Below are 19,859 nucleotides of genomic sequence, written 5' to 3'. Positions count from 1 at the left end.
GAACTTGATGGCATTCATGGTGGCTATCGATGAAGTCGATGAATCAGCTCGGGCGGGCCATGTACTGCAGGATGCGCTCGCGCAACCAGCGTTCGGCCGGGTCGTTGTCGTGGGCGCCGCTCCACACCATCGACAGCTCGGCCTCGGTGATTTCGAACGGGGCCGGGTCGGCGCGCAGGCTGCCATCGTCGGCCAGGGCGCAGGCGGCGTAGTCTGGCACGGTGGCGATCAGTTCGGTGTTGCGCAGCAGCGCACGCAGGCTGCCGAACTGCGGCACGGCCAGCACCACTTTGCGGCAGCGGCCGATACGCGCCAGGTCGAGGTCGATGTTGCCGCTCATGTCACCGGAGAACGACACCATCACATGGGGCCGGGCGCAGTACTCGTCGAGGGTCAGCGGGCCCGGGCGGTCGTCGGCGCGCAGCACGCGCACGCCGATATCGCGCAGTTTGCGGCGTTTGGCGGTGGCCGGCAGGTCGGTGGTGTAGCTCACGCCCACGGAAATCTCGCCACTGGCCAGCAGCCCCGGCATCAGCAGGAAGTTGGCGCGGCGCACCACCACGCTGATGTCGGGCGCTTCTTCGCGCAAGGCCTGCAGCAGGGCCGGGAACAGGCCGAACTCGGCGTCGTCCGAAAGGCCCAGGCGGAACTGGTTGCAACTGTTGGCCGGGTCGAAGTCGCGGGCGCGGCTGATGGCCGACGAGATCACGTCCATGGCCGGGCCCAGCTCGGCGAAGATCTGCATGGCCCGGGGTGTCGGTTCCATGGCCCGGCCGCTGCGGATCAGCAGCGGGTCGTCGAACAGCTCGCGCAGGCGGGCGAGGGCGGCGCTGACCGTGGACTGGGTGATGAACAGCTTTTCGCCGACGCGGGTCAGGTTGCGTTCGATCATCAGGGCTTCGAAAAGCACCAGCAGGTTCATGTCGACGCGGCGCAGGTCGTTGCGGTTCATGGGGCTTGGCTCACCGGGGGCAGAGGGGTTGGCGGTGTATTGAAGCACGGCGGCGGCCATTGCGCCTTGTATGGATGTGCCGGGGCTATCAGCCTGGAAGAGCCACTCTATTAGACCTCTGCCCAAGCTCGACTAGTCTTTCCCCTGGCCCTGCGAAATCCACGTGCGGGCGGCGTGCCAGCACTTGGGTGCAAGACCGCGCCGCGCTTGATGTGACAGCTTCGCAAGCCCCGTGTCGGTACGTGACCGACCCGACCTGATGAGGGGTAGGCATGAGCCCATGTGCTCGGCTGAAAGAACACCTGGCATAGACCGGAAATCTGGATAACCGACCCAAAGGTAACAGCAGATGTCGAACGAATCGAAATGCCCGTTCCATCAAACCGCAGGTGGCGGCACCACCAACCGAGACTGGTGGCCTGACCAGCTCAACCTCAGGATCCTCCATCAACACTCGTCGAAGTCCAGCCCTGACCCGGACTTCGACTACGCCAAGGCGTTCAAGAGCCTCGACTTCCAGGCCCTGAAAAAAGACCTGACCGCCTTGATGACCGACTCCCAGGACTGGTGGCCAGCCGACTTCGGCCACTATGGCCCGCTGTTCATCCGCATGGCCTGGCACAGCGCCGGCACCTACCGCATCGGTGATGGCCGTGGCGGCGCCGGCTCCGGCCAGCAGCGTTTCGCCCCGCTCAACAGCTGGCCGGACAACGTCAGCCTGGACAAGGCCCGGCGCCTGCTGTGGCCGATCAAGCAGAAGTACGGCAACAAGATCTCCTGGGCCGACCTGATCGTGCTCACCGGTAACGTGGCGCTGGAATCCATGGGCTTCAAGACCTTTGGTTTCTCTGGCGGCCGCGCCGATGTGTGGGAGCCGGACGAAGACGTGTACTGGGGCTCGGAAAAGGTCTGGCTGGGTGGCGACACCCGCTACGGCAAGGAGCAGCAGAAGGCCCAGCCGCCAGGACAGGGTGACCTGGTGGCCGAACCGGCCAAACACGGGGAAGAACAGAACCGCAACCTGCAAGCCGAGCGCAACCTGGAAAACCCCCTGGCTGCCGTGCAGATGGGCCTGATCTACGTGAACCCGGAAGGCCCGGAAGGCAACCCCGACCCAGTGGCGTCAGGCCGGGATATTCGGGAAACCTTCGGCCGCATGGCCATGAATGATGAAGAAACCGTGGCGCTGATCGCCGGTGGCCACGCCTTCGGCAAGACCCACGGTGCCGGCCCCGCCGACAACGTCGGCCCCGAGCCTGAAGCGGCAGGCCTGGAACTGCAGGGCCTGGGCTGGGCCAACAAGTTCGGCAGCGGCAAGGGCGGCGACGCCATTACCAGCGGCCTGGAAGTGATCTGGACGTCGACGCCGACCCGCTGGAGTAACGAGTACCTCAACAACCTGTTCAACTTCGAGTGGGAGCTGACCAAGAGCCCGGCCGGTGCCCATCAGTGGCGGCCGAAAGAGGGTAAAGGCGCGGGCACCGTGCCGGATGCTCACGACCCGGCCAAGAAGCATGCGCCATCGATGCTCACCTCCGACCTGGCCCTGCGTTTCGACCCGATCTACGAGCCGATCGCCCGGCGCTTCAAGGACAACCCGGACCAGCTGGCCGACGCCTTCGCCCGTGCCTGGTACAAACTGATCCACCGCGACATGGGCCCGCTGGCCCGCTACCTGGGCCCGGAAATGCCCAATGAGGAGCTGCTCTGGCAAGACCCGCTGCCCAAGGCTGGCCAGCCCGCGTTGGGTGAGCAGGATATCGCTGCGCTCAAGGCCAAGGTCCTCGCCTCGGGCCTGAGTGTTGGCGAGCTGGTGTCCACGGCCTGGGCTGCCGCTTCGACCTTCCGTGGTTCCGACAAGCGTGGCGGTGCCAATGGCGGCCGTCTGCGCCTTGAGCCACAGAAGGGTTGGGCGGCCAACCAAGGCACCGACAAGGTGCTGGCGGTATTGGAGAAAATCCGCGCCGAGTCTGGCAACAAGGTCTCGTTGGCCGACCTGATCGTGCTGGCCGGTACCGCCGCCGTGGAAAAAGCCGCCAAGGATGCCGGTTTCTGTGGCAGTGTGGGCTTCCGCCCAGGCCGGGTGGATGCCTCCCAGGCGCAGACCGACGTCGAGTCGTTCGCCGTGCTGGAGCCGCTGGCTGACGGCTTCCGTAACTTCAGCAAGGCCCGTTACAGCGTCAAGGCCGAGAAGCTGTTGCTGGACAAGGCCCAACTGTTGACCCTCACCGCCCCGGAACTGACCGTGCTGATCGGCGGCCTGCGCGTGCTTGGCGCCAACCATGGTGACAGCAAGCAAGGCGTGTTCACCGACAAGCCCGGCACCCTGAGCAACGACTTCTTCCGCAACCTGCTGGACATGGGCGTGGAGTGGAAGCCGACCTCGGCGGACAACGAAAGCTTCGAAGGCCGCGACCGCAAGAGCGGGCAGGTGAAGTGGACCGCTAGCCGGGTCGACCTGGTGTTTGGCTCGCATGCGCAATTGCGGGCCTTGAGCGAGGTGTATGGCAGCAGCGATGGCAAGGACAAGTTCGTCAGGGACTTCGTGGCGGCTTGGGTGAAAGTGATGGAGCTGGACAGGTTTGACCTGAAATAAAGCGGGGGCGCTTTGCGCCCTTTTCCGACCGGTCCGGCGCCCCGGCAAGGCCGCTCCTACAAGAGACCGCGATCTCCTGTAGGAGCGGCCTTGTGTCGCGAAAGGGCTGCAGCGCAGCCCCAATGAACTGGCCTAATGATTTTGGACACCTTCATCGGGCGCTATGATGGCGCCCAATTGGAGGCAAAATCAGTGCGCAAGTCTTATTCGAAAGAACACAAAATCCAAGCTGCCGAAATGGTCCTGGACGGTGGCCAGTCAGTTCCTGAGGTATGCGAAATCCTCGGGATTGGCCGTACAGCCCTTCGCCGTTGGGTTGAGCAGGTACGCCAGGAGAGAGAGGGTAAGGTTCCGACTGGAGCCAAAGCCATCACTCCGGAGCAGCAACGTATCGAAGAGCTGGAAGCATTGGTTCGTCAAAAGGATCGGGATATCGAAATCCTAAAAAAGGCCAGTGCTCTCCTGCTTCGGGACTCCAAAGATCGTTCTCGCTGATCAACGAGCTGAGTGAGCAATACGGTGTTGTCGACTGCTGTCGTGTGCTTGGGGTCAAACGCAGTAGTTTCTATGCATGGCGCAAACGCCAAGGGCGTGAGAATCCCGGCAGGGATGCTCTACGCTCGCGTGTAATCAATCACTTCATGGCGTCACGAAGCTCCGCGGGTTCACGCACGTTGATGCAAGAACTGCGGCGTGAAGGCCATGTGGTTGGGCGTTACAAAGTGCGTGCGCTTATGCGTGAAGCTGGCCTGAAATGCCGGCAGCGTAGGCCACACCGGTATCGGTCATCAGGCACGGAAGCACTGATTGCGGAAAACCAACTGAAGCGAAACTTCAAGGTTTCAACGATCAACGAGGTCTGGTGTGGCGATGTGACTTACATTCAGGTTGGCAGACGTTGGCTGTACTTGGCCGCAGTAATCGACTTGTACGCACGCCGAGTTGTGGGCTGGGCGTTTTCAATGACTGCTGATGCCAAGTTGGCCTGTGACGCGCTGCGCATGGCGTCTGAGTCCAGAGGCAAGCCTACGGGCGTGATGTTTCATTCAGATCAAGGTTGTCAGTACACCAGCCATAAATTCAGGGCTGTACTTGAAGAGTGCAGCTTGAAACAGAGCATGAGCCACCGTGGCCAATGCTGGGACAATGCGGCCATGGAGCGATTCTTCGGGGCATTGAAATCAGAATGGGTGCCAGCAGGAGGCTATGAATCCGAAGCTGAAGCTAAAGCCGACATCATGGCTTATTTGGTGCGCTACAACCTAAAGCGTCTCCACAGCTACAACGGCTACGAGACCCCGGTAGCTATGGAGGAAAAGCTCAGGGCAGCGGCATGAACCTTAACCGGTGTCCAAAATTACTTGACCAGATCACAATGGCTCCTACAAGAGACCGCGATCTCCTGTAGGAGCGGCCTTGTGTCGCGAAAGGGCTGCAGCGCAGCCCCAATGGCCATCCCGCCAATTCCAGGTCGGATAGATACAAAAGCGTCCTCGTCGGTTCTGTTGCAATGCTTTCCAGGCGGCCGGCCTGAACAGCGTGCTCACAACCACAAGGAACACCGACCATGCAAATGCCCCAGACCCTGAAAATCCGCAATGGCGAAAAGGTCAAGCCGACCTTCTCCGCTCAGGAGTACGCCGCCCGTCATGCCCGCCTGCGGGCCTACATGGCCGAACAGGACATCGAGGCGGCCATCTTCACCTCGTACCACAACGTCAACTACTACAGCGACTTCCTCTACTGCTCGTTCGGCCGCCCCTACGCCCTGGTAGTCACCCAGGACAAGGTGGTGTCGATCAGCGCCAACATCGACGGCGGCCAGCCTTGGCGGCGCACGGTGGGTACCGACAACATCGTCTATACCGACTGGCAGCGCGACAACTACTTCGTCGCCATCCAGCAAGCCTTGCCGCTGGCCTCGCGCATCGGCGTCGAATACGACCACCTCAACCTGCAGAACCACGCCAAGCTTGCGGCCTGCTACCCAAGGGCCGAGCTGCTGGACATCGGTGCCGCGTGCATGCGCATGCGCATGATCAAGTCGGCCGAGGAACAGGCGCTGATCCGCCATGGCGCACGGGTTGCCGACATCGGTGGGGCGGCCGTGGTCGAAGCACTGCGTGACCAGGTGCCAGAACATGAAGTGGCGCTGCATGCCACCCAGGCGATGGTCCGCGAGATCGCCCGCAGCTTCCCTGACAGCGAGCTGATGGACACCTGGACCTGGTTCCAGTCCGGGCTCAACACCGACGGCGCGCATAACCCGGTCACCAGCCGCAAGGTCAACAAGGGCGACATCCTCAGCCTCAACTGTTTCCCGATGATCGCCGGGTACTACACCGCGCTGGAGCGCACCTTGTTTCTCGACCATTGCCCGGACGATCACCTGCGCCTGTGGCAGGCCAACGTCGAGGTCCATGAGGCCGGCCTGAAGCTGGTGCGCCCGGGCATGCGTTGCTGCGACATCGCCCATGAGCTGAACGAGATCTTCCTGCGCCACGACCTGCTGCAGTACCGCACGTTTGGCTATGGCCACTCCTTCGGCACACTGAGCCACTACTACGGCCGCGAGGCCGGGCTGGAGCTGCGCGAAGACATCGACACGGTACTGGAGCCGGGCATGGTGGTGTCGATCGAGCCAATGATCATGCTGCCCGAAGGGCGACCGGGGGCGGGTGGTTACCGCGAACATGACATCCTGATCGTCAATGAGAGCGGTGCCGAGAACATTACCAAGTTCCCGTTCGGGCCAGAGCACAACATCATTCGCAAATAAGCATCGGCGTCGCCTGCTTCGCGGCTGAAGCCGCTCCCACAGAGTTACCACCACCCTGAAGGCCGGTGAAATACCTGTGGGAGCGGCTTTAGCCGCGAAGAGGCCGGCCCGGACAACAAAAAACCACTGTATGACCACCAGACCCTGCCGCCAATTAGAAGAATCAGAGGGTATTCGTCATGTCCAGCACCACCTTCAATGCTCCCACCCTCGACGGCGCCGCCCCCGGTGCCGAACGCCAAGCCCTGCGCAAGGCCGCACGTGCCAGTTTCATGGGCAACTTCGTCGAATGGTTCGACTACGCTGCCTACGGTTACCTCGCCACCATCATTGCCGCCACGTTCTTCCCGCAAACTGACAAGACCAGCGGCCTGCTGGCAACCTTCGCGGTATTTGCCCTGTCATTTCTGGTGCGCCCGCTGGGTGGCGTGGTCTGGGGCCATTTCGGTGACCGCCATGGGCGGCGCAATGCCTTGTCGTGGTCAATCCTGATCATGTCGCTTTCGACATTCTGCATCGGCCTGCTGCCGGGCTATGCACAAATCGGCTTTTGGGCGCCCTGCCTGTTGCTGCTGATCCGCCTGGTACAGGGCTTTTCCGCCTCGGGGGAATATGCCGGGGCGGCGGCATTTCTTGCCGAATACGCGCCGCCAGGCCGGCGCGGGCTGTACACCAGCATCGTGCCGGCCAGCACGGCTGCGGGGTTGCTGTTTGGTGCGGCGTTCGTCGCGGTGCTGCATGAGCTGTTGAGCAACGAAGAGCTGCAAAGCTGGGGCTGGCGCCTGCCGTTTCTGCTGGCTGCGCCGTTCGGCCTGGTGGGCCGGTACATCCGCATGAACTTGCAGGATTCGCCGAAGTTTCTGGAAATGGAGCAGCGCCTGGAACGCAAGGCCTGCATGACCCCTGCACCGATCCGCGAGCTGCTGGCCAACCACCGTCGCAGCCTGGCCATCGGCATCGGTGTCACCTGCCTCAATGCTGTGGCGTTCTACCTGTTGCTCAGTTACATGCCGACCTACCTGTCCAGCGAAATGGGCATGAGCGAGCGCGACTCGTTCATCGCCTCGACGGTGTCACTGGCCACCTACATCGGCCTGATCTTCCTGATGGGGCGGTTGTCCGACCAGTTCGGCCGCAAGGCCATGCTGGTGGTGGCTTCGTTGCTCTTTCTCGGCCTCACCGTGCCGCTGTTCAAGCTGCTGGATGGCCAGCCGCTGCTGGTGATCCTGGCAATCCAGATCTTTTTCGGTGCAATGCTGGCCATGAACGACGGCACCTTGCCGTGCCTGCTCGCCGAAATCTTCCCGACCTCTGTGCGCTTCAGTGGCTTTGCCTTGAGCTTCAACCTGGCCAATGCGCTGTTTGGCGGCACCGCGCCGTTCATTGCCACATGGCTGATCCAGGCCACCGGCAGCAAGCTGGCGCCGGCCGGTTACCTGCTGGCGGCGGCGCTGGTGGCCTTGCTGGCGATGTTGATGTGCCGCGAGACAGCACATTCGGCCTTGAAGGATTGAGGCGGTAAAGCCGGTCAGTGCAACGAAGCCTGCCGCCGCTCGCCCAGCGGTGACAGGCCAAAGAAACGGCTGTAGCTTTTGGAAAAATGTGCCGGTGAGCTGAACCCGCAGGCCAGTGCCACCTCGCGCACCTGTACGTCACTGCGCAACAGCAGTTCCCTTGCCCGTGACAGGCGTAGCTCCAGGTAATACTGGCTGGGGGTGCGCTGCAGGTATTTATGGAACAAGCGCTCCAGCTGGCGCACGGTCACTTCGTTGAGGCTTGCCAACTCCTCCAGCGCCAGCGGTTCCTCCAGGTTTGCCTCCATGATCGCCACTACCTGGCTCAGCTTGGGCTGGGCACTGCCGAGCAAGGTTCGCAACGGCACACGCTGGCGCTCGCGTTCCCCCCGCACACGGTCGCACAGCAACAGCTCGGCGGCCTTGGCGGCGATGCCCTGGCCGCCAGCCTGACGGGCGACCAGCTGCAGCATCATGTCCATGGCCGCCACCCCACCGGAACAGGTGAAACGGTCGCGGTCCAGCTCGAACAGCTGGCTTGAGATGATGATGTCGGGGAAATGCTCCTGCAGGGCCTGCAGGTCTTCCCAGTGGATGGTGCAGCGGTAGCCATCGAGCAGTTCGGCCTTGGCCAGCAGGTAGCTGCCGGTGCAGATCCCGCCCAGCGGCAGGCGTTGGCGGGCCAGCTGGCGCAGCCAGTCGATCAGTGCCCGGGTGCCACTGCGGCTGCGGTCGATCGGGTTGGCGCCGACCACGAACAGGGCATCCAGCGCCGGGGCATCTGCGATGCTGTGATCGGGCAGCACGCGCATACCATTGCTGGCTACCACCGGCTCCGGGCTGGCGGCAATCAGCACGGTACGGTACAAGGGGAGGCGCGCTGCCAGGTTGGCCATGCGCAGGGTTTCCACTGCCGACGCCAGGCCAATCGTCGTGAAGTTGGGCAACACCAGAAATCCGAAGGTTCTGGTCGGGGGCGTTACGCTGGGAGTAGCGGGGTGGACCATTGCGATCTTCCTGTGCAAGCTGAGGCGTAGTCGTCAGGGGCAGTGGGAAAACAGGCCTCGCGCGTTTCTTGTTGTTATAGGTCGTTGCCGGGCTGATCTTACACCCCGAGCGCAACGGCCAGGAATGGTCCTGATTGCAGAGAGAAGGTGATCGTACGTGAACCCCGAATCCATGCTGGCGGCGCTGCCAGGCGTCGCCATTGCCCCTGAGGCGATCCAGGTGTTGCCCGATGCCGCGGCTTACCGCACCTGCCTGGTCGAACGCATCGCCACGGCGACTCGGCGTATCGTCATCGTCGCCTTGTACCTGCAGGAGGACGAAGCTGGCCAGGAAGTGCTCGATGCCCTGTACCAGGCCAAGGCCGAGCGGCCGAGCCTGGAAATCGTCATCGTGGTCGACTGGTTCCGCGCCCGCCGTGGCCTGCTGGGGGCCGGGCGCCAGCCGGGCAACGCCGCCTGGTACCAGGCCCAGCGCCAGTTGCGCGGGCTCGACGTGGTGATCCATGGCGTGCCGGTGCAGACCCGCGAGCTGTTTGGCGTGCTGCACCTGAAAGGCAGCGTGATCGACGATTGCGTGATCTATACCGGCGCCAGCCTGAACAACGTCTACCTGCACCGGTTCGACCGTTACCGGCTGGACCGTTACCACCTGTTCCAGTCGCCGGCACTGGCCGATGCCATGGTCGACCTGGTCCGGCGCCTGTTGCACCACACCGCCACGCCGCGCCTGGACCTGCCCGCGCCACCCGCTACCCGTAGCCTGCGCGGCGATATCCGGCGCTTGCGCGCGCGCTTGCGGCGCATGGCCTATGAGGTACCCGCCGCCATGCCGGGGCAGGGGCTGCGGGTGATCCCGCTGCTTGGCGTCGGCCGTGGCAACCCGCTCAACCGTGCATTGTGCGCGCTACTGGCTGCGGCACGTGCGCAGATCATCATCAGCACGCCGTACTTCAACCCGCCACGGGTGGTGATGCGCGAGATCGACCATGCCCTGGACCGTGGCGTACGCATCGAGCTGATCGTCGGCCACCGCACCGCCAACGATTTCTATATCGCCCCGGGCGAGCCGTTCAGTGCCAGCGGCGCCTTGCCGTACCTGTACGAGGATAACTTGCGCGCCTTTGCCCGGCGGCGCCACGCCGCCATTGCCAGTGGCCAGTTGCAGATACGGATCTGGAACGACCCGGGGCATACCTTCCACGCCAAGGGCGTGTGGGTGGATCAGCGTTATTCGTTGCTGACCGGCAACAACCTCAACCCGCGCGGGTTCAACCTGGACCTGGAAAACGGGCTGCTGATCGATGACCCGCAAGGGCAGTGGCTGGTGCCGCGGGCGGTGGAGCTGGACAGTATTCGCCGGCATGCGCCGCAAATCGGCACGGCGGATGAACTGGGCGAGAAGGCCGAGCACCCCAAGGAAGTGCGCAAATTCCTGCGCCGCCTGCGCTACAGCCGGCTGGAGCCATTGATCAAACGGGTACTCTGAGGTCGCCTGCCCGGCCTTTTCACGGGGCCAGTGCAGGTGTGCTGTGCAGGCCCGAGGCCAATCCCGCTCACCTGGCACAGGCTATCATCTACCTGGGCAACGCCATGGGCATGATGGCGGGAGGAAGACCACGGATCATGTCGTGTCTGCATGGGTGCATTCATTTGAATGCAGCGCGACGGTTCGCCCCTCTGAAAAGTCATCTCAAGCGCATACAATCAGCCCTTTTCCACGTTAACCAGAAAGGCCAATCCGTATATGGCGCTTGATCCACCCACGATGCTGACGATCACCATCGCCCTGGCCGCTGCGGCGGCGCTGTACCTGGCGATCGAGTGGCGCAGTGTCCGCGAACCTTCGCTGCTGTTCTGGAGCGCCGGTTTCGCCACCATCACGGTCGGTTCGACCCTGGCCCTGCTGCGCGGCATAGGCCTGCTGCTGATCGGTATCTGGTTCGCCAACGGCTTGCTGGTGGTCGCCCACGCGTTCTTCCTGATGGGGGTTGTACGTTTCACCCAGGCCCGGCTGTCGCGGGCGTGGCTGCTGATCGTGCTGGTATGGTTCGGCTTGCTGCTGCTGCCGGTGGGGCCGCAGTGGTCGAAAGTGATGCTGATGGTCAACTCGCTGCTGGTGGCGTTGCTCACGCTCAAGGCCAGCTTGCTGCTGCGCCCCCATGGCAAGTCGCTGAGCGTGGGGGCGGTGCAGTTGCGTTACGTGCTGCTGATCCATGGCCTGTTCTATGTGGCCAAGGCGATCGTGGCGGTGACGCCGGGCGCGCTGATCGACCTGGCGACCTTTGGCGGCCTGATCATCCAGATTTCCCTGGTCGAAGGGGCGATGGCGATCATGCTGATCGCGTTGTCGATGACCGGTACCGTGCGTTACCGCCGTGAAGAGCGCATCGCCCGGCTGGCCGCACGCGATCCGCTGACGGCACTGTACAACCGTCGGGCGCTGGAGGTGCGCGCCACGCACCTGTTCAAGGCGGTCAGCCCGAAGCAGCCCGGGGCGTTGCTGCTGATCGATATCGACAACTTCAAGCTGGTCAACGACCTGCATGGGCATGTAGCGGGTGACCGGCTGTTGATTGCCTTGAGCGAGATGATTCGTGCGGTACTGCCGGAGCGGTCGTTGGCAGCGCGGCTGGGTGGCGATGAGTTCGTGATACTGCTCAGCGATGCCAGCAGCGAGAAGGTGGTGGAACTGGGCAGCCAGCTGCGCGAGCAGTTCCAGCTGTATGCCAGGGAGGCGGTGCCTACCCCGCAGGCGGTGACCCTGAGTATCGGTGCCAACCTGTTCGACCAGCCACCGGCCAGCCTGGCGGCGTTGATCGAGCAGGGGGACGTGGCGTTGTACCAGTCCAAGCGCGGCGGGCGTGACAGTATTCGCCTGGTGGATCGGACCTTGGTCAGTTCTTCGAAATAGCAGGGGGCCGCTTTGCGGCCCCTGCGGTCTCAGGTCACTACTTGGTAGCAAGGCACATAGGCCGCACCACCCGGCAACTTCATCCGGTGCTGGTCGACAAACGCCTGCAACAGGCGCCCCAACGGCTCCAGCACCGCCGCATCGCCACGGATCTGATACGGCCCGTGTTCCTCGATCAGGCGAATGCCCTTGTCCTTCACGTTCCCCGCCACGATCCCGGAAAACGCCCGGCGCAGGTTGGCCGCCAGTTCGTGGGGCGGCAAGTCACGGCGCAATGCCAGCTCGGCCATGTTGGCGTGGGTCGGGTCGAACGGGTGCTGGAAGCCCTCGGCGATCTTCAGCAGCCAGTTGAAGTGGAAGGCGTCGTTGCGCTCGCGGCGGAACTGCTTGACCTCCTTGAGCCCCTCGACCATCTGCCGGGCCACTTCGGCCGGGTCATCGATGATGATCTGGTAGTGGCGCTGCGCGGCCTCGCCAAGGGTCGCGCCGACAAAGGCATGCAGCTGTTGCAGGAAGGGTTCGGCGCTGCGCGGCCCGGTCAGCACCACCGGGAAGGGCAGGGCCTGGTTGTCCGGGTGCATGAGGATGCCAAGCAGGTAGAGGAATTCCTCGGCGGTACCGGCGCCGCCGGGGAAGATGATGATGCCGTGGCCGACACGGACGAAGGCTTCCAGGCGCTTCTCGATGTCCGGCAGGATCACCAGCTCGTTGACGATCGGGTTCGGCGCCTCGGCGGCGATGATGCCCGGCTCTGTCAGGCCCAGGTAGCGGCTGCCGTGCATGCGCTGCTTGGCATGGGCGATGGTCGCGCCCTTCATCGGGCCCTTCATCACGCCCGGGCCGCAGCCGGTACAGACGTCCAGCTTGCGCAGGCCCAGCTCATGGCCGACCTTCTTGGTGTACTGGTACTCCTCGCTGCTGATCGAGTGGCCGCCCCAGCACACCACCATCTTCGGCTCCACGCCGGGGCGCAGGGTGCGGGCGTTGCGCAGCAAGTGGAAGACGTAGTCGGTGATGCCCTGGGAGCTTTCCAGGTCGATGCGCTGGCTGGCCAGCTCGCTTTCGGTGTAGACGATGTCGCGCAGCGCGCTGAACAGCATCTCGCGGGTGCTGGCGATCATTTCGCCGTCGACGAACGCGTCGGCTGGAGCGTTCAACAGCTCCAGGCGCACGCCGCGGTCTTGCTGGTGGATGCGGACTTCGAAGTCCTTGTACGCCTCGAGAATGGTCTTGGCGTTGTCGACATGGGCGCCGGTATTGAGAATGGCCAGGGCGCACTGGCGGAACAAGGTGTAGAGGCTACCGGTACCGACTTCACTCAGTTGCTGGACTTCACGTTGCGACAGCGTCTCCAGGCTGCCTTTGGGGCTGACGGATGCATTGATGACATGGCGTTGAGGCATCTAAGTCGTTCCTGTGCAGGTAAAAACATCCTTGCAAGACAACACCATACCGTTCAATGCGCGTCAACCTAAAAGGCGTTGCACGCCCAGGGTGATCGCCAGGCCGCCAGCGACCAGCCACAGGTTGAGGACCGCACCCGTGATCAGCGCCTTGGGCCCGGCCTGACGGATCTGGCTCCAGCGGGTCTCCATGCCCAGCGCGGTCATGGCCATGGTCAGGGCGAAGGTGTCCAGGCTGTTGACCGCCTGGGTCACGCTGCCCGGCAGCACCTGCAGCGAGTTCACCAGCACCAGGGCAAGGAAGCCGAAGGCGAACCAGGGCATGGCGATGCGGCCGTTGCCTTGTGCCTGGCCTGGCTGGCGCGAACGGCTGATCCACAGGCCTACCACCAGCAGCACCGGCACCAGCAGCATCACCCGGGTCATCTTGACGATGGTGGCGATGTGCGTGGCTTCGGGGCTGACGTTGCTGGCCGCGCCTACCACCTGGGCCACTTCGTGAATGGTGCCGCCCAGGAACAGGCCGGCCCCCATTGTGTCCAGGTGCAGCCAGCCGGCGTTGATCGCCAGCGGGTAGAGGAACATCGACAAGGTACCAAACAGCACCACGCTGCCCACCGCCATGGCGCTCTTGTGCGGGGCGCTGCGCAGTGCCGATTCGAATGCCAGCACGGCGGCGGCGCCGCAGATCGCACTGCCGGCCGCGGTAAGCAAGGCAGTGTCGCGGTCCAGCTTGAACAGTCTGGTGCCGCACCACAGGCCGATCAGCAGGGTGCTGGTGACCACCAGCAGCGACACGGTCAACCCGGACCAGCCGACTTCGGCGATTTCCTGCAGGCTGACACGCAGGCCGAAGAAGGCCACGGCGATGCGCAGCAGCCCGCGGGCCGAGAAATTGATGCCGGCTGCCCAACTGGCCGGCACGCCATCGCGCAGGGCGTTGCCGTACAGGGCACCGGCGACGATGCCGACGATCAGCGGGCTGATGCCCAGGCTGGCGATGGCGGGCAGGGCCGCCAGCTGAGTGACGGCAAGTGCGAACAGTGCGACGAACAGGATGCCATTGAGCCGCCCTCGGGTGGAGAGGGTGGGCGCCAACGCGGGGTTGGAAGTTGCCGTGGCCATGTGAGTCCTCCGGGAAAGTGTTTCGACATGGTCTACGTTAATCTGGTTATAAGCTTATAAAAAATCGTAATTTAGGATGGCAAATATCCGTATTGCTGATACTTTCAGTAAATGACCCCAGAACAACTGATAACCTTCGCCACCGTAGCCGAGCACAGCAACATCAGCCATGCGGCCCAGGCCCTGCATCTGTCGCAGCCGGCGGTGTCCGGCCAGCTGAAATTGTTGCAGGAAGACTTCGGCGAGCCCCTGTACCAGCGTGCCGGCCGTGGCGTGCGCCTGACCGCTGCCGGCGAGCAACTGCTGGCCCATGCCCAGCGCCTGCGCGATACCTTTCGCCAGGCCCAGGCACTGTGTGAGGCCATGCGCGGGCTGGAACGCGGCACTTTGCGCATCGGTGCCAGCACCACACCGGCCAGCTATCTGCTGCCGTACCTGATCGCCGATTTCCATGCGCGTTTTCCAGACGTGCTGGTGACCACCTCCCACGGCAATACGGCGGAAATCGTCGCGGCGCTGGGCAGTGTCGATATCGCTTTGATCGAGGGGCCGCCCGGGCAGGAGCTGCCGCTGGGCACGGGCGTCACGGCGTGGCGGGAAGACGAGATCGTGGCGATCGTGCCCAGTGGTCATCCGCTGGCTGGCGACAATGAGCAGACATTGGCGTCGCTGGGTGCCTTTCCGCTGGTACTGCGGGAAAGCGGCTCGGGAGTGCGCCAGATCGTCGAGCGGGCGTTTGCCCGTGAGGGTGTGGCCATGCGCGTGGCGCTGGAAATCGCCGGGGTGGAAGGGGTGAAGGAGGCGGTGCGGGCCGGGATGGGGATTGGCTTTGTCTCGGCCATGTCGATCCGCCATGAGGATGGCGTGTTGCGGCAGCTGAGGATTGCGCCGGAGCCGTTGGTGCGGCGGTTTTCCATCCTCTTGCCCCATGCCGCCACGCCATCGCGGGCGGCAGCACGGTTCATGGAGCTGTGCGTGGGGCAGGAATAGCCCGTCCTGTTGCCAGGAGCAGTGGCAGCAGGGGGGGCAAGCGCCTGTGGCTACTGGATGTTGGCCTTGGCCTACGTGGCCTGGTTTGCCATGCAAGTTGGCCTGCCCAGGCCGGGTCAATTCACCTTGAACACATGCTTCAGGTAAGCCACGAAGTTCTCGTCCCGGCACTGGGTCTTGCCTGGGCTGTCGGAGATCTTCGCCACCGGCGCGCCATTGCAGTCGGTCATCTTGATCACGATGTTCATCGGCTCCACCCCCGGGATGTCGCAGGTCAGCCGGGTACCGATGCCAAAGCTCACGTTGATCCGTTCATGCAAGGCCCGATACAGGCCCAGCGCCTTGGCGAAGTCCAGCCCGTCGGAGAAGATCAGCGTCTTGCCCTTGGGGTCGATCCCTAGCCGTTCGTAGTGGGCGATGGCCTTTTCCGCCCACACCAGTGGGTCCCCGGAGTCGTGGCGCAGGCCATCGAACAGCTTGGCGAAGTACAGGTCGAAGTCGCCCATGAAGGCATCCATGGTGATGCAGTCGGTCAAGGCGATGCCCAGCAACCCACGGTACTCGCGCACCCAGCCTTCCAGTGCGGCAGCCTGGCTGTCGACCAGGCGCGGGCCGAGTTGCTGGTGCGCCATGAACCATTCGTGTGCCATGGTGCCGAGCGGCTTGAGTTCATACTCGCGGGCCAGGTGCACGTTGCTGGTGCCGACGAAGCGGCCGGGGAAGTCGTGCTTGAGGATGTGCACCACTTCTTCCTGCACCCGGTAGGAAAAGCGCCGCCGCGTGCCAAAGTCGGCCAGCTGGAAGCCTGCCAGTTCCTCGGCACTGGCCTCGGCCTTGAGCCAGTCGAGCTTCTGGTAAAGGCGCTCGCCCACCTGTTCGATCACCACATCACCGTAGCGGTTGCGGTTACGCACCTCGCTGATGATCGCCAGCAATGGGATTTCGTAGAGGATCACGTGCAGCCACGGCCCGCGCACGCGAATCGCCAGCTGCCCGGCAGCCTCCAGGCCGACCTGCACATAGCGCAGGTTGAAGCGGAACAGGCTGAGAAAACGGATGAAGTCCGGCTTGAGGAACGGGATCTTTTCCAGATAGGCCAACTGGTCGTGGGTGACGGTGACCTCGGCCAACTGCTCTATCTGATAGCGGATCTGCGCCAGGTAAGGCGAGAGGTCTTCGCCGTTGCGGCAGCGAAACTCCCATTCCACCTCGGCGTTGGGGTAGTTGTGCAGCACCGCCTGCATCATGGTGATCTTGTAGAAGTCGGTATCCAGCAGGTTCTGGATGATCCGTGGGCCGAAAACGCTTTCGCTCATGGGCGGTCTTCCTTGATCAGAGAGAGCTGGTGGTCGAGTGCCGCTTCATCGCCGCACAGGATCACGCCTTCGGCGGCCAGCGCACCGCAGGCGCTGATGGCGCCTTCCTGGGTGAGGGCGCGACAGGCTGGCAGGTACGGCAGCACCTTGAAACCTGCCTGGCGCAATTGCCGGGCAGTGGTCTTGACGCAGTAATCCAGGGCCAGGCCGCCGACGATCACTGCGCCCACTTCCTGCACCTTGAGGTATTCGATGACCCCCGTGGAGCGGCGTTCGGCCAGGTCGTGATAACAGGCACCGTAGGGGTGCAGGTCGGGTTCGACACCTTTCCGGACGTTTTGTGGAATGCACCAAAACCCTCGATTTTTTGTCAACGACCCCTGGCCATCCCATTCTACCTTGAAGCCCTTGATCAGTAAGGCCTCGCCCCCTGTGCGACGCCGAGCGGGGCCTGAATATCTAGGATACTCGTCAGAGTGATCACGGGTGAAGCAGAGGATGGGCGCCTTTGCGCCCATTCTTTAAAAGACGTTAATGGGAAACTCTGTAATGATCCTAATCTCGTCGATGTCGAGGTAGCGATAACCGCTGGTTGCGCGATGAGTCGACTGCCTGAGTCGGAAGGACATATCTTTAGCAGGGCCAGACTGAATCACATAACGGATGTCGAAGTTTCGCTCCCAGTGCTTATTGTCTTTATCAGTGTCGTATATGTGCCGAGCGGTATAGTAGGGGTTATTGCTATGAGAATTGTCCATATTGTCCCCCCTGACGTACCTTGCCATAAACGACAGTCCCGGTATTCCTTGTGCTGCGAAGTCATAGTCATAGCGCAGCTGCCAGGAGCGTTCATTTGCTTCAGTGAAGGTAGCATATTGAACGGCATTCCCGATTGTAATGGTTCCACCCATGGTGCCGAAGGCGATCCAGTCCAGAGGTTCGTCTCCGTTAATTTGCTGATGAGTCAAGGAAAAAGTATGCGCCCCGGTAGTGTATGCGGTTGAAAGTGACCATGACGTATTGTTGATAGGGCCGGCAAGGCTACGCCCATAATCCAAAGTGCGGTAGATGTTAAAGTCGAATCCAAGGCGCCTTCCTGGATCGATTGTAAAGGTGTATTTCGTGTTGGCGTAGTATTGGTGCCAAGCATCTTCAAGCTGCCCTGCATAAAGCGCAAATGACAAGCTGCCGTTCTGGTAGCGGCCACCAACGAAACTCGCAGAATCGTAGGTGATCGCCGTATCACCTCTGCGAAGCGCATAGTCAGTTGTGAGTTTGTCGCCGCTGTTGGAAGAATCAACACCTGTCTGTTTAGTGTAATGCCCTGCCTCAAAGGCAAAATCTTCGAATTCATTGACGTTGAGTTGTAGTCCAGTGGCTGCGCTTGGAAACAGGCGCACCGTATTGACTGCCAGAACTGGCGTCATAGGCATCTGCTCACCATATTTTAAGGTACTTTTTGATGCGCGGAGCTTTAAGGCTCCCCCAATCCTTGAGTACACATCACCTGGTTTCCCATCGCTATCGATGGGTACCAAGCGCAGCCCGGCAGTGCCTCCGCCGCCATCCAGTTTCAAGCCCAGTCCTGCACTGGCATCGACTCCCAATCCTAAGAGGCCCGGTGTGTAGCCCGACTGGTAGTCCAGCAGAAATCCTTGAGCCCATTCCTGCGCATAGCCGTTTCTTTCACTGGCCGGCTTGAAGGCATTAGTGCCAGTTGCGCTGGAGCTGCCATTGCGGAAATCACGGTGGAAGAAGAAATTTTTGTTGATGATTTTCAGCTTCGAGTCTTCGACGAAAGAGCCCGCAGCCGCGGTTGCTTGCAATGCAATCACGCAGACGGTGCCCAATACCATTGCACTTTGGCGAGGCATGATTGTACCTTCCTTATTGTTTTTGTTTGGATAGGTAACGCGTTGTCTTTTTCTGGAAAAGCTGAGCTGTAAAAGTGTTGTTAGGCTCTAGTTATTTTGAAATTGCTAAGTAATGAGCAAGCAAGAGCGAATATGCAAACCTGCCTTCTCATTACTGCACGCCGCCTGACGGTCACTGTCAGCCTCGGTAGTGGCTTAGAATGAACGTGGCAATTCGAGCCAGCGTTCCCCAAGGAGGTTTGCCAACATGTCGTCGGTAAGGGGCGCGAAAGAATAGAGGCGGATATCGCGGTAATACCGCTGCATCGGGTACTCGAGGTCGAAACCGGCGCCGCCCATCGCTTCCATACCGACCCGCACAGCATCATTCGCCGCTTTGCTCGCGGCGAGCTTGGCAATGGCGCTAGGGACTTCGATATTCGCGTGACCCTGTTCTTCAGCGATTGCTGCCATCTGAGTGGTCAGCCAAGCCTGCTCGAGCGCGATCCCCGTATGCACAAGTCGATGCTGCAGCGATTGGAACTGTCCGATTGGACGACCGAATGCTTTGCGATCCTTGGCATACTCGACGGCGAGTTGTTGTGCGCCGCGTCCGATGCCTGTGGCCACTGCCGCCGCGTTCAGACGTTCTGAATTGAGTGTGTTCAACACCTGGATGAAACCTTGGTCGACTTCGCCGAGTACGGCTGTTTCGGCGAGACTCACGTCGTCGAAAGCTACAGAACAGGTATCGTAGCTGTTGATTGCAAAGGTGTTGATCTCGGTGGCCGATACACCTGGGGCTGTTTTTTCGACCAAAAACATGGTAACCCCGCGGGAGCGGTGATCGCTCGTGCGGGCCAGCACGATGAGCAGGTCGGCGTGAATAGCGCCGCTGATCCAATACTTGCCGCCTGTCAGACGCCATCCTTCGTCTACACGCTTAGCCTTCGTCCGCATCGTTTGTAGAATGTCGGTACCACCACTTTCTTCCGTCAGACAGAACGATGCTTTGATCTCGCCGGCGCAAAGCTTAGCCAGGTACTTGTCTTGCTGTTGCGGGGTGCCGTACTGGCGAAGCAGACGTGTAGCCATGAACTGCACAACACCGAAAACGGCCATGGACGTGGCCATTCGTCCCAGCGCCTCTAGCATCAATACCTGCAGCTTTGGTGTTCCGCCGGTACCGCCATACTCTTCATCGGTACCCACCCCCCAAACACCCAGCTCAGATAACGCTCTGTGAAGCTCGAAATCGAATTGTTTGGCGTTATCGAGCTTTTGCACTTGCGCGACGGGGGCCACTCGCTTGATGGTGCCCTCTACTGAATGGCAAAACAGCTGCTCCTCTTCGGACAGGTTTAAAAACATCCTCTTCTCCTTGGGTCTTATTCATCGTTCGGGTGCCGGGAT

Annotated in this window: 15 protein-coding genes and 1 pseudogene; 8 read left to right on the top strand and 8 right to left on the bottom strand. The window is 61.9% G+C overall.

Going from position 1 to position 19,859, the window contains the following annotated elements; genetic code table 11:
• Positions 1-43: 43 nt before the first annotated feature.
• On the bottom strand, positions 44-952 hold the full coding sequence (locus BUQ73_RS15810; protein WP_027918556.1) for a LysR family transcriptional regulator: 909 nt from the start codon (positions 950-952) through the stop codon (positions 44-46).
• A gap of 349 nt (positions 953-1,301) precedes the next feature.
• Between BUQ73_RS15810 and katG the strand changes: the two genes are divergently transcribed.
• From katG to BUQ73_RS15790, 5 genes are all read left to right on the top strand, one after another.
• Entirely contained in the window at positions 1,302-3,548 is a 2,247-nt protein-coding gene (gene katG, locus BUQ73_RS15805; RefSeq protein WP_079228761.1) for a catalase/peroxidase HPI, read from the top strand.
• A gap of 135 nt (positions 3,549-3,683) precedes the next feature.
• Positions 3,684-4,043 (top strand): transposase, encoded by a 360-nt coding sequence (locus BUQ73_RS28700; protein ID WP_237772709.1) that lies wholly within the window; start codon positions 3,684-3,686, stop codon positions 4,041-4,043.
• Positions 3,956-4,885: an IS3 family transposase gene (locus tag BUQ73_RS15800; RefSeq protein WP_322114594.1), complete on the top strand. Its 930-nt coding sequence runs from the start codon at positions 3,956-3,958 to the stop codon at positions 4,883-4,885. The genes BUQ73_RS28700 and BUQ73_RS15800 overlap by 88 nt, the downstream gene beginning before the upstream one ends.
• Positions 4,886-5,115: 230 nt before the next feature.
• Complete coding sequence (locus BUQ73_RS15795; protein ID WP_079228760.1) at positions 5,116-6,327, top strand: M24 family metallopeptidase; 1,212 nt, start codon at positions 5,116-5,118, stop codon at positions 6,325-6,327.
• A 179-nt stretch (positions 6,328-6,506) separates the two neighbouring features.
• Positions 6,507-7,841 (top strand): MFS transporter, encoded by a 1,335-nt coding sequence (locus BUQ73_RS15790; protein ID WP_079228759.1) that lies wholly within the window; start codon positions 6,507-6,509, stop codon positions 7,839-7,841.
• Between the two features lie 14 nt (positions 7,842-7,855).
• On the opposite strand, the gene BUQ73_RS15785 is transcribed toward BUQ73_RS15790, so the two are convergent.
• Positions 7,856-8,848, bottom strand: coding sequence for a GlxA family transcriptional regulator (locus BUQ73_RS15785; protein ID WP_079228758.1), 993 nt, complete (start codon positions 8,846-8,848; stop codon positions 7,856-7,858).
• Positions 8,849-9,005: 157 nt separating this feature from the next.
• Between BUQ73_RS15785 and pssA the strand changes: the two genes are divergently transcribed.
• Positions 9,006-10,334 (top strand): CDP-diacylglycerol--serine O-phosphatidyltransferase, encoded by a 1,329-nt coding sequence (pssA, locus tag BUQ73_RS15780; protein ID WP_079228757.1) that lies wholly within the window; start codon positions 9,006-9,008, stop codon positions 10,332-10,334.
• Between the two features lie 279 nt (positions 10,335-10,613).
• Positions 10,614-11,759: a GGDEF domain-containing protein gene (locus tag BUQ73_RS15775; protein WP_237772708.1), complete on the top strand. Its 1,146-nt coding sequence runs from the start codon at positions 10,614-10,616 to the stop codon at positions 11,757-11,759.
• Positions 11,760-11,788: 29 nt separating this feature from the next.
• On the opposite strand, the gene ppnN is transcribed toward BUQ73_RS15775, so the two are convergent.
• Both ppnN and BUQ73_RS15765 read right to left on the bottom strand, forming a co-directional pair.
• Entirely contained in the window at positions 11,789-13,162 is a 1,374-nt protein-coding gene (gene ppnN / locus BUQ73_RS15770; protein WP_079228755.1) for a nucleotide 5'-monophosphate nucleosidase PpnN, read from the bottom strand.
• A 63-nt stretch (positions 13,163-13,225) separates the two neighbouring features.
• Positions 13,226-14,287 (bottom strand): YeiH family protein, encoded by a 1,062-nt coding sequence (locus tag BUQ73_RS15765; protein WP_079228754.1) that lies wholly within the window; start codon positions 14,285-14,287, stop codon positions 13,226-13,228.
• A gap of 111 nt (positions 14,288-14,398) precedes the next feature.
• Here BUQ73_RS15765 and BUQ73_RS15760 point away from each other — a divergent pair, with 111 nt between their 5' ends.
• Complete coding sequence (locus tag BUQ73_RS15760) at positions 14,399-15,277, top strand: LysR family transcriptional regulator (protein ID WP_079228753.1); 879 nt, start codon at positions 14,399-14,401, stop codon at positions 15,275-15,277.
• 116 nt (positions 15,278-15,393) lie between these two features.
• On the opposite strand, the gene pncB is transcribed toward BUQ73_RS15760, so the two are convergent.
• From pncB to BUQ73_RS15740, 4 genes and pseudogenes are all read right to left on the bottom strand, one after another.
• Positions 15,394-16,593 carry a nicotinate phosphoribosyltransferase gene (gene pncB / locus BUQ73_RS15755; RefSeq protein ID WP_079228752.1) on the bottom strand — a complete coding sequence of 400 codons (1,200 nt, stop codon included), beginning with the start codon at positions 16,591-16,593 and terminating at the stop codon, positions 15,394-15,396.
• A pseudogene (locus BUQ73_RS15750) lies at positions 16,590-16,928 on the bottom strand (isochorismatase family protein); the annotation flags it as partial. The pseudogene BUQ73_RS15750 and the gene pncB, both read right to left, overlap by 4 nt.
• Before the next feature lie 186 nt (positions 16,929-17,114).
• Positions 17,115-18,467: an OprD family porin gene (locus BUQ73_RS15745; protein ID WP_079228751.1), complete on the bottom strand. Its 1,353-nt coding sequence runs from the start codon at positions 18,465-18,467 to the stop codon at positions 17,115-17,117.
• A 195-nt stretch (positions 18,468-18,662) separates the two neighbouring features.
• A complete protein-coding gene (locus BUQ73_RS15740) occupies positions 18,663-19,817 on the bottom strand; it encodes an acyl-CoA dehydrogenase family protein (protein ID WP_079228750.1) in 1,155 nt (384 codons plus the stop codon).
• Positions 19,818-19,859 lie beyond the last annotated feature (42 nt).

Source organism: Pseudomonas putida (assembly GCF_002025705.1).
Taxonomy (GTDB): Bacteria; Pseudomonadota; Gammaproteobacteria; order Pseudomonadales; family Pseudomonadaceae; genus Aquipseudomonas; species Aquipseudomonas putida_J.
Note: the sequence above shows the minus strand (reverse complement) of the source record. Positions and strands in the feature narration are given on the sequence as shown.

What these genes read in the sequence shown, in the direction of transcription:
- BUQ73_RS15775 (WP_237772708.1), top strand. Translation starts at nt 10,614, where the DNA reads ATGCTGACGATCACCATCGCCCTGGCCGCTGCGGCGGCGCTGTACCTG.
- BUQ73_RS15765 (WP_079228754.1), bottom strand. Translation starts at nt 14,287, where the DNA reads ATGGCCACGGCAACTTCCAACCCCGCGTTGGCGCCCACCCTCTCCACC.
- BUQ73_RS15745 (WP_079228751.1), bottom strand. Translation starts at nt 18,467, where the DNA reads ATGCCTCGCCAAAGTGCAATGGTATTGGGCACCGTCTGCGTGATTGCA.
- pncB (WP_079228752.1), bottom strand. Translation starts at nt 16,593, where the DNA reads ATGAGCGAAAGCGTTTTCGGCCCACGGATCATCCAGAACCTGCTGGAT.
- BUQ73_RS15810 (WP_027918556.1), bottom strand. Translation starts at nt 952, where the DNA reads ATGAACCGCAACGACCTGCGCCGCGTCGACATGAACCTGCTGGTGCTT.
- BUQ73_RS15790 (WP_079228759.1), top strand. Translation starts at nt 6,507, where the DNA reads ATGTCCAGCACCACCTTCAATGCTCCCACCCTCGACGGCGCCGCCCCC.
- BUQ73_RS15760 (WP_079228753.1), top strand. Translation starts at nt 14,399, where the DNA reads ATGACCCCAGAACAACTGATAACCTTCGCCACCGTAGCCGAGCACAGC.
- katG (WP_079228761.1), top strand. Translation starts at nt 1,302, where the DNA reads ATGTCGAACGAATCGAAATGCCCGTTCCATCAAACCGCAGGTGGCGGC.
- BUQ73_RS15795 (WP_079228760.1), top strand. Translation starts at nt 5,116, where the DNA reads ATGCAAATGCCCCAGACCCTGAAAATCCGCAATGGCGAAAAGGTCAAG.
- ppnN (WP_079228755.1), bottom strand. Translation starts at nt 13,162, where the DNA reads ATGCCTCAACGCCATGTCATCAATGCATCCGTCAGCCCCAAAGGCAGC.
- BUQ73_RS15740 (WP_079228750.1), bottom strand. Translation starts at nt 19,817, where the DNA reads ATGTTTTTAAACCTGTCCGAAGAGGAGCAGCTGTTTTGCCATTCAGTA.
- BUQ73_RS28700 (WP_237772709.1), top strand. Translation starts at nt 3,684, where the DNA reads ATGATTTTGGACACCTTCATCGGGCGCTATGATGGCGCCCAATTGGAG.
- BUQ73_RS15785 (WP_079228758.1), bottom strand. Translation starts at nt 8,848, where the DNA reads ATGGTCCACCCCGCTACTCCCAGCGTAACGCCCCCGACCAGAACCTTC.